Source organism: Novosphingobium terrae (assembly GCF_017163935.1).
Taxonomy (GTDB): domain Bacteria; phylum Pseudomonadota; class Alphaproteobacteria; order Sphingomonadales; family Sphingomonadaceae; genus Novosphingobium; species Novosphingobium terrae.
The window spans coordinates 3,851,562-3,866,016 of sequence record NZ_JABVZR010000001.1; the positions used below are offsets into that span (position 1 = coordinate 3,851,562).

11 protein-coding genes are annotated in these 14,455 nt (G+C 66.1%); 7 read left to right on the forward strand and 4 right to left on the reverse strand.

Going from position 1 to position 14,455, the window contains the following annotated elements:
- Window positions 1–112 precede the first annotated feature (112 nt).
- From HGK27_RS17185 to HGK27_RS17195, 3 genes are read right to left on the reverse strand one after another with little or no spacing between them, the layout of a single operon-like run.
- The gene (locus HGK27_RS17185; protein ID WP_206242128.1) at window positions 113–523 is read right to left on the reverse strand and encodes an acyl-CoA thioesterase; all 411 of its coding nucleotides are present in this window, start codon (window positions 521–523) and stop codon (window positions 113–115) included.
- The gene (locus tag HGK27_RS17190; RefSeq protein WP_206242130.1) at window positions 520–795 is read right to left on the reverse strand and encodes a hypothetical protein; all 276 of its coding nucleotides are present in this window, start codon (window positions 793–795) and stop codon (window positions 520–522) included. The genes HGK27_RS17185 and HGK27_RS17190 overlap by 4 nt, the downstream gene beginning before the upstream one ends.
- A 1-nt stretch (window position 796) precedes the next feature.
- Entirely contained in the window at window positions 797–2,875 is a 2,079-nt protein-coding gene (locus HGK27_RS17195) for a S9 family peptidase (RefSeq protein WP_241127263.1), read from the reverse strand.
- Window positions 2,876–2,987: 112 nt separating this feature from the next.
- On the opposite strand from HGK27_RS17195, the gene HGK27_RS17200 reads away from it, so the two are divergent.
- The 6 genes from HGK27_RS17200 to HGK27_RS17225 all read left to right on the forward strand — a co-directional run bounded on the left by HGK27_RS17200 (window position 2,988) and on the right by HGK27_RS17225 (window position 9,375).
- Window positions 2,988–4,787 (forward strand): aminopeptidase P family protein, encoded by a 1,800-nt coding sequence (locus HGK27_RS17200; protein WP_206243324.1) that lies wholly within the window; start codon window positions 2,988–2,990, stop codon window positions 4,785–4,787.
- A 69-nt stretch (window positions 4,788–4,856) separates the two neighbouring features.
- Window positions 4,857–5,228 carry a VOC family protein gene (locus HGK27_RS17205; protein WP_206242134.1) on the forward strand — a complete coding sequence of 124 codons (372 nt, stop codon included), beginning with the start codon at window positions 4,857–4,859 and terminating at the stop codon, window positions 5,226–5,228.
- A 4-nt stretch (window positions 5,229–5,232) separates the two neighbouring features.
- Window positions 5,233–5,643, forward strand: a complete 411-nt coding sequence (locus HGK27_RS17210) for a cupin domain-containing protein (protein WP_206242136.1) — start codon at window positions 5,233–5,235, stop codon at window positions 5,641–5,643.
- Window positions 5,644–6,101: 458 nt separating this feature from the next.
- Window positions 6,102–6,935 carry an EF-hand domain-containing protein gene (locus HGK27_RS17215; protein ID WP_206242138.1) on the forward strand — a complete coding sequence of 278 codons (834 nt, stop codon included), beginning with the start codon at window positions 6,102–6,104 and terminating at the stop codon, window positions 6,933–6,935.
- 90 nt (window positions 6,936–7,025) lie between these two features.
- Window positions 7,026–7,775, forward strand: coding sequence for a response regulator (locus HGK27_RS17220; RefSeq protein ID WP_206243326.1), 750 nt, complete (start codon window positions 7,026–7,028; stop codon window positions 7,773–7,775).
- Between the two features lie 10 nt (window positions 7,776–7,785).
- Window positions 7,786–9,375 (forward strand): sensor histidine kinase, encoded by a 1,590-nt coding sequence (locus tag HGK27_RS17225; protein WP_241127264.1) that lies wholly within the window; start codon window positions 7,786–7,788, stop codon window positions 9,373–9,375.
- 302 nt (window positions 9,376–9,677) lie between these two features.
- Here the strand turns inward: HGK27_RS17225 and HGK27_RS17230 are convergent, their stop codons facing one another.
- Entirely contained in the window at window positions 9,678–12,371 is a 2,694-nt protein-coding gene (locus tag HGK27_RS17230; RefSeq protein ID WP_241127265.1) for a M1 family metallopeptidase, read from the reverse strand.
- A 204-nt stretch (window positions 12,372–12,575) separates the two neighbouring features.
- Between HGK27_RS17230 and pabB the strand changes: the two genes are divergently transcribed.
- On the forward strand, window positions 12,576–14,453 hold the full coding sequence (gene pabB / locus HGK27_RS17235; protein ID WP_206242140.1) for an aminodeoxychorismate synthase component I: 1,878 nt from the start codon (window positions 12,576–12,578) through the stop codon (window positions 14,451–14,453).
- The last annotated feature ends 2 nt before the right edge of the window (window positions 14,454–14,455 follow it).

Consider the following 14,455-nt stretch of genomic DNA (forward strand, 5'->3'; position numbering starts at 1 on the left):
GCCTGCGGCGCCATAGCTTGCGCAGGTGGAGAGGTTAGACGCACCGATGCGGCGCCCCTGCTCTCTCGTCGGAAGACGTTATGGGAGCGCGAGGGGGTAACCCCCTCGCATCTTAATCCTCTTTCCACCCCTTGAAAGGCTCAGCCACCTCAGGCGGAATCCGGCACAACCTGCCGCTGGCGAGATCAATCATCGCCCATGTCGTGCGGGCAGACACGATGGGCTTGTGCTCCCCCAAACGGCAGAAATCCACCCGACGATCAAACCGCGCCGCCTTCGGAGGATCAGGAATAAAGGTCCGCGCCACCACGCTCTCGCCCTCGCGGATGTTGCCGCGATAGTCGATCTCGTGGCGGGTCACGACCCAGATATAGGTGGCCACATCCTCGGGCCGCGCGTCGCTTTCCCAATGCGCCACCGCGATGGCTTCCATCCATTGCACCCAGACCGCATTGTTCACATGGCCGAGGATATCGATATGCTCGGGCCCTGCGGTGAAGGTCTGGGTGAAATGGTTGCTCAAGCCTTGCCTCCTCCAGAGGTCGCGATGGCCAGTGCCAGCCCCAGCAACGGGGTGTAAGCCCAGATCGCGGGGACCACCGCCAGCAGGGGCCACCAGCTGCGGCGGGTGCGGGCCGTCAGGATACAGGCCACGACCGAGGCCAGAACCAGCGGCCAGCTGACGATCAGCACCTTCAGGAAGGGATTGGCGTGGCCCAGCCAGCAGGCCAGCCACAGGGCCAGCGCCAGCAAATTGACCACAACCGCCCCCCGGAAGATCAGGCGCTGCTGCATCTTATGCCGCCATGCCCAGCTGCCAGAGGATGAAGGCGAATTCCTCCGCTGATTCGGTCAGGCTCTGGAAGCGGCCCGATTTGCCGCCGTGGCCCGCGCCCATGTTGGTTTTCAGCAGCAGCTCGTTGCTGTCGGTCTTCAGCTCGCGCAGCTTGGCGACCCATTTGGCGGGCTCCCAATAGGTCACGCGCGGGTCGTTCAGGCCAGCGGTCACCAGCAGCGGCGGATAGGCCTGCGCCTTGACCTGATCGTAGGGGCTATAGCTGTGGATCAGCTCGAAGGCGTCCTTGTCCTCGATCGGGTTGCCCCATTCGGGCCATTCGCCGGGCGTCAGGGGCAGGGTTTCGTCCAGCATGGTGTTGAGCACATCGACGAAGGGCACATGGGCCACCACGGCGCCCCACAGCTCGGGCGCATCGTTCATCACCGCACCCATCAGCTCGCCGCCGGCCGAGCCGCCACTGATGCTGATGCGGCCCGGGGTGGTGAAGCCCTGCTCGATCAGGCCGCGCGCCACATCGACGAAATCGTTGAAGGTGTTGGTGCGCTGCTCGCGCTTGCCCGCTTTGTACCAGCCGCGGCCCAGATCGTCGCCGCCGCGGATATGGGCGATGGCATAGGCAAAGCCGCGATCCACCAGCGACAGGCGCGTGGTGGAGAAGCCGGGGCTCATCGCCATGCCATAGGCGCCATAGCCATAGAGATGCAGCGGATCGCTGGCCTTGCGATCCTTGCGATAGACGATGCTGACGGGCACCAGCGTGCCATCGCGCGCCGGGATTTCCAGACGCTGGGTCTCGTAGAGGCTGGCATCGTAGCCGCTGGGAATCTGCTGCACCTTCAGCACTTCCAGCGACTTGTCCGCCAGATGGTAGTCGTAGACCGTGGCGGGGCTAACCATGCTCTCATAGGTCAGGCGCAGTTTTTCCACCGCCCATTCGGGGTTGTCGGCCAGGCCCGCGTCATAGCTGGCCTCGGGGAAGGTGATGGGTTCGATGCGGGTGGGATCGTCGTAATAGCGCAGCTCGATGGTATCGAGGCCGCGCACCCGGCTCTCTACCACGAAGAAATCGCGGTAGAGTTCGAAGCCGGTGACATAGAGGTCATCCGTGCCTTCCAGCAGCGTGGTCCACTCGCCGGGGTTGTCCAAAGGCGCAGTGGCGATACGGAAGTTCTCATGCGTGTCGTTGGCGTGGATGTAGAGCACGCCGTCGCGCTCATCGGCATCGTATTCCACGCCCTCCTGACGGGCTTTCACCAGCATGGGCTTGGCCAAAGGATCATGCGCGGGGATCAGATAGGTTTCGCTGGTTTCGTGATCGCTGGTGCCGATCACCAGCCATTTCTCATTGGCCGAAAGCGAGGAGCCGACGCGGAAGCCCTCGTCATCCTCATGGAACAGCTCGACATCGCTCTCCAGCGGCTGGCCCAGCCAGTGCAGGCGGGCATTGTCGGTGCGCCAGTTCTCATTGGCCAGCGAATAGACCAGCCCCTTGTCCCCCGCGACCCAAACCAGCGAGGACAGCGTGCCCTCGATCACATCGGGCAGCTCCTCACCGGTGGCGATCACCTTGATGCGGGCGGTGAAACGCTCCGAACCATTGTCGTCCACGCTCCAGGCCAGCATGGTGCCGTCGTTCGAAACCGACAGGGCGCCAAGGCGGAAATAGTCATGCCCCGCCGCCAGAGCGACCTCATCGAGGATCAGCTCATCCTCGCCGCCCGCCACGGGCTTGCGCCACCATTTCTTGTATTCCGCGCCTTCCTCGAACTCGATCCAGTAGAGGTAATCGCCATCCTTCTGAGGCACCGAGCGGTCGGCTTCCTTGATGCGGGCGCGCATTTCCTTGAACAGATCGTCCACCAGCGCCTTGCGCGGGGCCATGCGCGCCTCGAACCAGGCGTTTTCGGCCTCCAGATGCGCCAGCACCTCCTTGTCGGTCACCTGCGGATAACCGGCGTCGCGCAGCCAGGCGTAATCGTCGGTAACGGTGATGCCGTGATGCGTGATGCTGGCCGGCTTCTTGGCGGCAACGGGGGCGGAGAGTTGCGCGGTCGCGCTCTGGCTGGAATTGCTCATCACTTGCATTTATGGTGCCCGGCAACGCGCCGCAAGCTTGCTTGCGTGCATAAGACCCATTCCCCGGCCCGAATAAGCCGGACTGTCCTCAAGGAGGGACGCCCCCATGCTGATGCACCCCCATGAAGCCCGCCTCTCGGCGCTGCGCGCGCAGCTCGCCCGCGACGGCTATGACGGCTTCGTCATCCCCATCTGCGACGAGCATATGAGCGAATATGTCGGCGCCTATGCCCAGCGTCTGGAATGGTTGACGGGCTTTGGCGGCTCGGCAGGCAGCGCGGTGGTGCTGGGCGAGAAGGCCGCGATCTTCGTCGATGGCCGCTACACGCTGCAGGTGCGCGATCAGGTCGATGGCCGCCTGTATGAGTATCACAACGTCCCCGCCACCAGCCCTGCGGCTTGGCTGGCGCAGCAGGTGGGTGAAGGCGCGCGCATCGCCTATGATCCCTGGCTGCATACCCAGCCCTGGGTTGCCGCCACGCGCAAGGCGCTGGCCGCCAAGGGCGCGCAGCTGGTAGCGGTGGAGCGCAACCCGCTCGACGCCGTGTGGAACGACCAGCCCGCCCCCTCGCCCGCCCCGGCCTTCGTCCAGCCGCTGGAGCTGGCGGGTGAAAGCAGCGAGGCCAAGCGCGCCAAAATCGCCGAATGGCTGGCCGAGCAGGGTCTGGATGCGGCAGTGGTCAGCGCGCTCGATTCGGTGGCGTGGCTGCTCAACATCCGCGGCAGCGATGTGGAGCGCACCCCCGTCGCCCTGTCCTTCGTGATCGCCCATGCCGATGGCACGGCCGACTGGTTTATCGCGCCCGAAAAAGTCACGCCAGAAGTCGCCGCCCATCTGGGCAATGCCGTGCGCCTGCAACCGCGCGACGGCTTTACCGATGCGCTGACGGCGCTGAAGGGCAAGAAGGTGGCGGTGGACCCGGAACGCGCCGTCTCCGCCATATTCGCCACGCTGAAGCAGGCCGAAGCGCTGGTCACCGAAAGCCGCGACCCCTGCGTGCTGCCCAAGGCGATCAAGAACCCGGTCGAGCAGGTTGGCCAGCGCGCCGCTCAGGCCCGCGACGGCGGCGCCGTCGCCCGCTTCATGCACTGGCTTTCCGTGGAAGGGCCCAAGGGCGAAGTGACTGAACTCTCGGCGGCGGAAGCCCTGCACCAGTTCCGCCGTGATTGCGGCGACCTCCGCGATCTCTCCTTCGACACGATCAGCGGCGCGGGGCCGAACGGCGCCATCGTCCACTATCGCGTGAGCGAGGAAACCAATCGCACCCTGTCCCCCTCCAGCGTCTATCTGGTCGATTCGGGCGGGCAGTATCCCGATGGCACCACCGACATCACCCGCACCGTCTGGATCGGGCCCGGTGAGGCCGGCGCGGAGGAAAAGGACCGCTTCACCCGCGTGCTGAAAGGCCATATCGCTCTGGCCCGCGCCATCTTCCCACGTGGTACTGCGGGCAGCCAGCTCGACACGCTGGCACGCCAGCATCTGTGGCAGGCGGGCGTCGATTACGCCCATGGCACCGGCCACGGCGTCGGCAGCTTCCTCGCCGTGCATGAGGGGCCGCAGCGCATCGCCAAATCGGCGGGTGGTCAGGCGGGCACGGGTCAGGAGCTGCTGCCCGGCATGTTCCTCTCCAACGAGCCCGGCTATTACAAGACCGGCGCCTATGGCATCCGCATCGAGAATCTGGTGCTGGTGGAACAGCGCGACATCCCCGGCGCCGAGGGCGACTATTTCGGCTTCGAAACGCTGACTCACGTGCCCATCGGCCGCGAACTGGTCGAGCCCACGCTGCTGGATGGGCCGGAGACCGCATGGTGGAACGCCTATCACGCCCGCGTGTGGGAGATCCTTTCGCCCCAGCTTGAGGGCGCTGCGCTCGCTTGGCTGAAGGAGCAATGCGCGCCGCTGTAAGGCTTGCGACGCAGGCCTTGTTCCCTTATTGTTCCGACGTAAGGCGAGTCGTTCGGAGAGGAGAGGATCATGATCGGTTACGTTACGGTGGGCACCAATGATCTGCACGGATCGGCGCCGTTCTACGATGCTTTGGCCAAGGAGCTGGGCGTGGGCCGGATGATGGAGGATGAAAACTACATCGCCTGGGGCACGCCCGGCGGCGGCGCTGGCATCGGCCTGACCAAGCCCTTCGACGGCAACCCCGCCACCATCGGCAATGGCGTGATGGTGGCACTAGAAGCCAAGGACCGCGCTCAGGTTGACCGCCTCCACGCCATCGCGCTGGAGCAGGGCGGAAGCTGCGAGGGCCTGCCCGGCCCGCGCGGTGAGGGCGGCTTCTACGCCGCCTATTTCCGCGACCGCGAAGGCAACAAGCTCAACGCCTTCACCTTCGGTTGAGCGCATGACGGGGCAGGCCCTTCCGCTGGAAACCCACCCGGTCCACCTCGGCCCGGATGGCACGGCGCTGGACCTGCCCCTCATGACCGGCGACATGCAATGGTATCAGGCCTATGAAGCCGCCCACGGCGCCGAGGGCGCACAGGGGCGGCTGGTCAGCCTGCACCACTTCACACAGGACTGGGACGGCTGGGAAATGCATCCCCATGGCGCCGAGGTGGTGATCTGCATCGCCGGTGAGGCCACCTTGATCCAGCGCGATTCAGCCGGGATGGAAACACGCATCACTCTGACTGCGGGCGAGCGGGCGATCAATCCGGCAGGGGTTTGGCATACGGCGGATATCGCGGATCAGGCAAGTATGCTGTTCATCACCGTGGGCATGGGGACTCAAGGGATGAAGAGGGAAAAGTGATAAATGCGAGGGCCATCGCCCTCGCGCTCCCTTTAATGTCTACGTGGCGCATCGGGTTCGGCCCTAGAGCAGCGTCGCTGCGCCGCAGGCTTGAACATGGCCAGCGCAGCCTATCACTCAAGGATGACCTGCCTGCGGCGCACTGCCTCGCGCAGGTGGAGAGGCGGGGCGCTCCATTTCGGCGCCACTGCCCGATCGTCGGAAGACGTTATGGGAGCGCGAGGGGGTAACCCCCTCGCATCTTCTTTTCCGGCTTATTTCACACCACCAATCCCAAGCGACAATTGGCGACAAAAACCCTGTTCTCCGGCATAAACGCGCGACAGTCAGGGCCTAGAGAAACATTCGAAAGTCACGCGGACCTGTCGGTCTCCATCCCCCCTCCTTACGGGATCTTCGGGCCGCGCGGCTTTCACCTGATTTCCTGCGCAATAGGGGCATTGAGAAGGACCGCTCTGATGAAGCCATTCACCCTGCGCTCGCGGATGATCGCGCTGGCGCTGACGGGATCGATGTTGACGGGGGCAATGGTCGCCGTCCCGGCATCGGCCGCCACGAAGAAGGCGAAGCCCGCCGCCACGAAAACCGCGCCCGATCAGCCTCCCGCGCTGACCCGCGAAGAGGCCAAGGCTCACGCCGCCGAAATCTTCGACCATCTGGACTTCAACAAGGACGGCGTCTTCAACGAGGCCGATATGAAGGCCCGTTACGAGGACCGTCTGGGCCGCGAGTTCGACCGGCTCGACGCCGATCACGATGGCTCGGTGACCAAGGCCGAATTCATCGCCGCGCATGAGCAGCCGCATGGTCCCGAGGGAATGGGCCCTGAAGGCAAGGGCCCCGATGGCGCCCCGCCCCCGCCGCCCCCCGGCGCGGATGGCAAGCCCGGTCCTGATGGCCACCCCGGTCCGCATGGCGGCCCCGGCGAAGGCCCGCATCATGGTCCTCACGAAGGTATGGGCCCGCATGGTTTCATGTCGCCCATCGTGTTCCAGCTGCTGCATGAGGCCGATCCCAACCACACCGGCTCGGTGACCAAGGACGCCTTCATCGCCGCCGAACTCAAGCGCTTCGATGAGGCCGACACCAACCACGACGGCAAGGTCACCGAGGAAGAGCTGCGCGCCAGCCATCACGGCCATGGCGAGCGCTTCCACCACCGCTGGGGCGGCCCCGAAGGCCACGGTCCACATGATGGGGGCCCGGGCGGTGATGGTCCGCCGCCCCCGCATGGCGGACCGGATCGCGGCCCTGAAGGCAGCGACGCGCCGCCGCCCGCGCCCCTCACCTGAACGGAACCCGAGCAGGCGGGCCTTGACAGAGGCCCGCCTGACAGGTGCATGACCATGCCTGACGAAGACAGAACAGTGAACCAGACCGCGATGACCACCGGCATGCCTCAGGACTCAGCGCTCCAACGCATCTTGCTTGTCGATGATGAGCCGGGGCTGCGTGAGCCGCTCGCCTCCTATCTGGAGCGTCAGGGCTTCACCGTCAGCCAGGCCGCCAGCGCCGCGGAAGCCCGTGCGATCATGCGTGAGGCGGTGCCCGATCTGGTTCTGCTCGACATCATGATGCCCGGCGAGGACGGCCTTTCGCTGTGCCGTCACCTGACGGAATCGCGGGCCATTCCCACCATTTTCCTCACCGCCAAATCCGAGGCGACCGACCGCATCGTCGGGCTGGAGATCGGCGCGGACGACTATGTCGTCAAACCTTTCGAGCCGCGTGAGCTGGTTGCCCGCATCCGCAGCGTGTTGCGCCGCTCCGCGCGCGGCGGGGTGGACCCCACGCAGAATGAGGATTTCCTCTTCGATGCATGGCGGCTCGATCCGCTCAAGCGCCGGCTGATCGATCCCGAGGGCGCCATCGTGGCGATCTCCTCGGTGGAATTCCGCTTGCTGATGGCCTTCCTCGAACATCCGCGTCAGGTGCTGGACCGCGATCGCCTGCTCGATATGGTGCAGGGCCGCGAGGCGCATCTCTTCGACCGCGCGGTGGACAATCAGGTCAGCCGCCTGCGCCGCAAGATCGAGGTGGACAGCCGCAATCCGCAGGTGATCCAGACGGTCTGGGGCGGCGGCTATATGCTGGCCGCCGATGTGCGCCGGGTGCCCTCGGGCCCGGCATGACGTCCCCCGCATGACCGACAGTGAAACACCCCCTCCCCGCCCCGGCCTGATCGCCCGCACCTTCACCATGCTGTGGCCGCATTCGCTGCGCGCTCAGGTGATGGGCGCGCTGGCGCTGGCGCTGCTGCTGGCGCAGGGGATCGGCGCCGCGCTGCTCTATCGCGCGCAGCACGAATATCGCGAGGAACAGGTCACCCACGCTCTGGCGATCAAGCTGGTGATGGCCTCTCACGACGATTTCGCGCCGCCCCCTCCCCCGCCGGAAGAGCGCGCGCCAGATGGCAAAGATGCTGACAAGGATGCCGGCAAGAACGCCAGCCAGCCCACCGGTCCGGACAAGCCCCTGCTGGAAGGCGAGCGCCGCTTCCGCCACTTCCATCACGGCCCCCCGCCCGAGGATGTCTCGCGCGGGCCGCGCACCGAAAGTGTCGACCACTTCGCGCTTCAGCCCTTCGATCACCCGCGTCCGGAGATGGCCCGCCGCCTCTCCCCCATGCTGACCGAGCAGGACGTCAACCCCACCGGGCTGATCGTCTGCGAACGCCCGCTGGCCAAAGACCCGATGATGCTCCAGCGCATCGAGCGCCGCGCCGCGCTGATGCGCCGCCACATCAACCTGCCCCATCCCCCGCCGCTGGAGGCCAGCCGACTGCTGATCGCCGCCGTGCCGCGCCCGGGCGGTGGCTGGCTGGTGTCGCGCGTGGTGATCTCGCCGGAAGACCCGTGGCTGCCCTTCACGCTGATCGCGCAGACCTTGTTCATCTACCTCGTGCTGGTGGGCACCATGGCGGTGATCCTGCGCCGCATCATCCGGCCTCTTGCCGCGCTGACCGCCCAGGTGGAGCAATTTGCCGAGACCCGCGTCGCCTCCAGCCAGGTGGTGCCGCAGGGCCCCCATGACATCCGCCGTCTGATCGCCGCGCAGAATGCCATGGAAGACCGCATCATCGCCCTCATCAATGAAAAGGACGTGATGCTGGGCGCCATCGGCCATGATCTGAAAACGCCGCTGGCCGCGCTGCGCGTCCGCATCGAATGCGTGGACGATGACAATGAGCGCCTGCGCATGGCCCAGACCATCGAGGAAATCACCCGCTCGCTCGACGATATCCTCAGCCTCGCCCGCGTCGGCCGCCCCAGCGAGCCGCTGGAGACCAACGAACTCTCCGCCCTCGTCGCCTCCGTGGTCGAGGATTACGAGGATATGGGCGAGCCCGTCGAGCTGGACGATACCATGCGCATCGTCCTGCCCCTGCGCGCCGTCTGGGTGCGCCGCGCGCTGCACAATCTGATCGGCAATGCCGTGCGCTATGGCGCGGTGGCCCATGTCTCGCTGACGCGCGAGGACGATTGGGCCATCATCCGCATCGCCGACCAGGGGCCCGGCATCCCGGAAAGCCAGATCGCACGCATGTTCGAGCCCTTCACACGCGGTGAACCCTCGCGCAACACGCATACCGGCGGGGCGGGGCTGGGGCTGACTCTGGCCCGCGCGATTGCCGATCAGCATGGGGGGACGCTGTCTCTGGCCAATCATCTGGGGCCGGATGGGGGGATCGTCGGGCTGGTGGCGGAGTTGCGGTTGCCCTTGGGGGCTTAAGTCAAGGAAGTAAGAGAAAGATGCGAGGGCCATCGCCCTCGCGCTCCCTTTATTGTCTACGTTGCGCTTCGGGTTCGGCCTTGCGCTCAGCTTGCCGCGCCGCAGGCTTTCACATCGCCCGCGCAACCTATCGATCATAAAATCGCCTGCCTGCGGCGCCTTTGCTTGCGCCGGTGGAGAGGCCGGACGCACCAATCGGGTGCCGCTACCCGTGCGTCGGGAGACGTAACGGGGGTGCAGGGGGCCAACCGATTTCTCTTGAGAAATCGGCACTAAAAGCGCCGCCCCCTGCTTCATCCTTCTCACTTCAACTCGGAAATCTCTTTCGAAACCTCCTTCGCGCGGGCGTTCTTCAACACGCCGCAGCTGCGCACACGCTCGATGCTGCGCTCCAGCTCCAGCTGCCCGGTCAGGCCTGCCAGCTTGGGGCGGAAGTCCTTCGCCATGGCGTCGGCGGCCTCCACCGAGCACTGGTTGCCCAGCACCTGAGGCAGGCGGGAAGCCACGAAAATCCCCGCCGAGCCTTTCAGCAGTTCATCGCTATGATCGCGCACCCAGACATAGCCAAGATCGCGGGTGGTGCGGTTGCTGGTGATGTTCAGCACCATGCTCATACGCTCAGTGGGGCGCAGGCGCTGATCGTGGGCGTCGTTGAGCGCCCAATTGGCGATGGCGGGCTTGCCGGGCAGGCTCAGCGCGCTGAGCAGCGCCGGGCGCAGATGCGATTCCTGAGTCGAGAGCGCGCGCTCGAACAGATTCTTCGCGGCGCTGACACCGCCGTCCTTGCCCTTGGCCTGCTCGGTCAGCCAGAGGCCGAAGGCAAGACGATACCAGGTCGGATCGAGCGCCTTGCTGTCACCGCCCAGCCAGGCGGTAGCGGCCTTGGTCAGCGTGGCGATCACGGCAGGGTCCTGCGCGGCGCTGACAAGGCGGCCCACCAGCTGCACGCGAGCCTGAGAGCGCTCGGCATTCTCGCCCGCATAGGCATCGAGCGCGGGGTTGAAGCCGAGGCGCTCCAGTTGCGGCGCAAGGATGTGGCCGACAAAGCGGCGGTAGGCCACCGTCGCCTTGGTATCCAGCATGTCCGAGGTCTGCAGCGTGATCAGCCCGTCCATGGCGGAATCGGCGGCAAAGCTGTCGGGGTTGGTGGACATCACGCGGGCCAGCTCGGCCAGCTGGCCGGCGCTGGCGCGACCGGCCTGGAAGCTGGCGGCCAGCGAATCGGACAGGGCAAGGCCTTCGCCGCCGGTCAGGCTGGCGGAGCTGGCGATCAGCGCGTCCCAATCCGCCTTGGGCAGCTCGAAGCGGTAATAGCCGGTGCCGCCAGCGTTGGGCATGAACACCCCGCTTCCGCCGACCTGCACCGTACCGCTGACCGTATCGAGCAGCTGGCAGGCGCGCGCATCGCCCCGGCGCATGCAAAGCGGCACACCCCACGTTTGCGCGGGGGCCTGCGTGCCCAGCTGGGCATAGCGGCTCTGGGTGACGCTGTAGCGCCCGTCAGCGCCGGAGAAGGTCAGCAGCGGCACGCCCTGCTGGTCGGTGAAGCTCTGCAGCGCGGGCAGGATGCGCGGATCGCCGCTGGCCTGCGCCATGGCGGCGAAGAACTGCGCGCTGGTGGCATTGCCATAGCGATGCGCCGCCATATAGCCGCGCACGCCGTCGCGGAATTTGGTGTCGCCCATGAAGGCGGCGATCATCGCCACCACATGGCCGCCCTTGCCATAGGTGATGCTGTCAAAGGCGGCATCGATCTGGGCGTTTTTCTCGATGGCCTGATGGATCGGGCGACCGGCCAGCAGCGCGTCGGTGTCCATGGCGGCAAAGCCTTCCTCCAGCGCGCCCGCGCCGATGTTGAGGTCCGGCCGCCACTCATTGCCGATACGATAGCCCATCCAGTTGGCGAAGCTTTCGTTCAGCCAGATGTCGTCCCACCAGGCGGGGGTGACCAGATCGCCGAACCACTGATGCGCCAGCTCATGCGAAACGACCATGCCGAATTCGCGCTTCTGCTCGGTGCTGTCCTTGTCCTGCACGATCAGCAGGCGGTCCTGATAGAGGTCGGCCCCGGCATTCTCCATCGCGCCGCCCATGATGGGGGAGCTGATCTCGTCCAGCTTGGGATAGGGGAAGCTCTGGCCGAAGTAGTTCTCCAGATGGGCGACGATCTGCTTGGAGTTCTCCAGCGCGAAATCCAGCTTCCCGGCATTCTCCTTGGTGGAAACAATGCGCAGCGGCAGCGGCTGGGCGCGCTGGGGCGTGGCGGGGATTTCGCCCTTGGCCACCGCGAAGGGGCCGACCATCATCGCCAGCAGATAGGTGGGCAGCGGCGCGGTGGCCGCGAAATGATGGACATCGAGCCCGCCCTCCTGAGTCACCGAGGTCTCGGGCGCGTTGGTCACGGCCACCAGACCCTTGGGCGTGCGCAGGGTGACGGTGAAGGGCTGCTTGTAGCCGGGCTGATCGAAGGCGGGATAGGCGGCGCGGGCGTCGGTGGATTCGAACTGGGTCCAGCTGTACCAGTCGTCGCCCACCTTCACGCGGAACATGCCGTCGGGGCCTTCATGGAAGGGCGCGTCGTAATCGAAGGCGAAGGTGGCCTTCCCGGCCGGCAAAGCCTGCGCAAAGGTGAGCAACACCACGCCGGTGGGATCGACCTGCTTCCAGTCGGCCAGATAGGTCTTGCCCGCGATGGTGACGGCGGCCTTGCTGACGGCCAGCCCATTGCCATGGATGTAGATGAAGCGCCCGGGCGCCTTGATGGCGGCATCGATCTCGACATGGCCGCCAAAGCGCGTCTGCGTGGGATCGACCTTCAGATCCAGCCGATAGGCCGAGGGAATCACCGCATCGGGCAGGCGACCCGCAGGAACCGGGGGCGCTTCGGCAGCCGGGGCAGCTGGCGCCGCACTCTGGGCCAGCGCCGGGGCGGCGGTGAGCAGCGTGCCGGCCAGCAGCAGGGTCTTGAAGGTCGTCTTGAATGCGGGGGGCATCATGCAGCACGTCTTTCCGGCGCTGGATCATGCGCCTGTAAGGAACCGGAACGGGAATGGCGAAGCGATGGAGCCTCGCCGCGCGACCACGAAAGCGGCGAAACATAATTACCACCTCGCGCAATGGCGAGTGAATAATCGCCCCATCTGTGGTGACACCATCGCGCTTTGGACAGGGCGCTTCCAAGCCGCTAGAAGCCGCCCGCCATGCCTGCCATCCAGCCCTTTGACCGCACCACGCCCTTTATCCTGCTCGACGATGCCAGACAGCAGGGCGCCGGACCCGCGCGCCTCTATACCAGCCCCTATGAGGTGGTGATCGCCCGCCGCGCAGATGAGGTGGAGCCGGCCCTCGCCCGGCTGGAGACGCTGCGTCAGCAAGGTGCCGCACTGGCCGGTTACGCCGCCTATGAGGCCGGGCTGGCGCTGGAACCCCGCCTTGCCGCGCAAACGCACAGGCGCGGCGGCGGGGAAGGCCTCCTGTTGTGGTTCGGCGCTTTCGCGGGCTGGCAGGAGATTTCCGCAGCCGATGTGCCCGCATGGCTGGCCGCACAGGCGCGCGGCGAGCGCAGCACCATCGGCCCGCTGAAGCCCGGCGTCTCGCCCGGCGCCTATGCGCAGGGCTTTGCGCGGCTGAAGCAGGCCATTGCCGATGGCGATATCTATCAGGCCAATTACACCTTTCCGCTGAGCGGCCCGTGGCAGGGCGACCCTCTGGCGCTTTACGCCCTGCTGCGCGGGCGCGGCGGCGGGGCCTATGGCGCGCTGATCTTCGATGGTGATGCATGGCTGCTCAGCCACTCGCCGGAACTGTTCTTCACCTGCGACAATGGCCTGCTGACGGCCCGCCCGATGAAGGGCACACGTCCTCGTGGGCAAACGCCCGATCAGGATCGGGCGCTGCGCGCGCAGTTGCAGGCCAGCACCAAGGATCGCGCGGAAAATCTGATGATCCTCGATCTGATGCGCAACGATCTCTCGCGCATCGCCGTGCCCGGCAGCGTGAAGGTGCCCGAACCTTTCGCCATCGAGAGCTATCCCAGCGTCCACCAGATGGTCTCGGCCATCGAGGCGCAACTGCTGCCCGATCACAGCCCCATCGATGTGCTGCGTGCCCTCTTCCCCTGCGGATCGGTGACCGGCGCGCCCAAAATCCGCGCCATGGAGCTGATCGAGGCCGTCGAACCCTCGCCGCGCGGCGTCTATTGCGGCGCCATCGGCCATATCGATCCGCCTGAAAACAAGGAACACACTGGCCGCGCCGCCTTCAATGTGGCAATCCGCACGCTACGGCTGACGGGCGAGGACAGCGCTCCGTCCGCCAAGGCCCGCCATGGTCGCGCGGTGCTGGGGGTGGGTTCGGCGGTGGTGGCCGATTCCGCGCTCTGGCCGGAATGGCGGGAGTGTCTGGTGAAAGGGGGTTTCGTGCATCAGCCGGTCCATGCTGAAACGGGTCACGCGGCGCAGATCGATCTGATCGAGACCATGCGCTTTACCCCCGAAGAGGGCATGGCGCTGCTCGAATTCCATCTGGAACGGCTGAAGATCAGCGCCGCCGCGCTGGGCTTTTCGTTCGACCGCCATGCCGCCCGCAACGCCATCCACGCGCTGGGCTTCGAGCTGGAAACGCCTTCGCGCATCCGCCTGACGCTCAGCCGCAGCGGCGCGACCACGGTGGAGGCGGCGCCTCTGCCCGCGCCTCTGGATGCTCAGGCCCCGGTCAGCTGCATCCTGCTGCCCCTGCCCGTCGATCCTTCAGACTGGCGGCTGGCGCACAAGACCTCGGACCGCTGGTTCTATGAGGCCGGGCTGAAAGCCGCCCGCAAGGTCGGGGCGCATGAGGCCATTTTTGTCCGTGAAGACAACCTCATCACCGAAGGCTGCTTCACCAACGTCTTTGTCGAACGCGATGGTGTGCTGCTCACCCCACCCACCGCGCATGGGCTGCTGGGCGGCGTGCTGCGCCGTTCTCTGATCGAAGAAGGCAAGGCGCGCGAGGCCGATCTCACCCCCGACGACCTTGCGGAAGGCTTCCTGATAGGCAATGGGCTGCGCGGACTGATGCGCGCCCAGCTTCTGGATTGAAT

Excerpts from the sequence above, each read along its gene's own strand:
- HGK27_RS17205 (WP_206242134.1), top strand. The coding sequence starts at position 4,857 with ATGATCGGTTACGTTACGGTGGGCACCAATGATCTGCACGGATCGGCG.
- HGK27_RS17230 (WP_241127265.1), bottom strand. The coding sequence starts at position 12,371 with ATGATGCCCCCCGCATTCAAGACGACCTTCAAGACCCTGCTGCTGGCC.
- HGK27_RS17220 (WP_206243326.1), top strand. The coding sequence starts at position 7,026 with ATGACCACCGGCATGCCTCAGGACTCAGCGCTCCAACGCATCTTGCTT.
- pabB (WP_206242140.1), top strand. The coding sequence starts at position 12,576 with ATGCCTGCCATCCAGCCCTTTGACCGCACCACGCCCTTTATCCTGCTC.
- HGK27_RS17225 (WP_241127264.1), top strand. The coding sequence starts at position 7,786 with ATGACCGACAGTGAAACACCCCCTCCCCGCCCCGGCCTGATCGCCCGC.
- HGK27_RS17200 (WP_206243324.1), top strand. The coding sequence starts at position 2,988 with ATGCACCCCCATGAAGCCCGCCTCTCGGCGCTGCGCGCGCAGCTCGCC.
- HGK27_RS17195 (WP_241127263.1), bottom strand. The coding sequence starts at position 2,875 with ATGAGCAATTCCAGCCAGAGCGCGACCGCGCAACTCTCCGCCCCCGTT.
- HGK27_RS17190 (WP_206242130.1), bottom strand. The coding sequence starts at position 795 with ATGCAGCAGCGCCTGATCTTCCGGGGGGCGGTTGTGGTCAATTTGCTG.
- HGK27_RS17210 (WP_206242136.1), top strand. The coding sequence starts at position 5,233 with ATGACGGGGCAGGCCCTTCCGCTGGAAACCCACCCGGTCCACCTCGGC.
- HGK27_RS17215 (WP_206242138.1), top strand. The coding sequence starts at position 6,102 with ATGAAGCCATTCACCCTGCGCTCGCGGATGATCGCGCTGGCGCTGACG.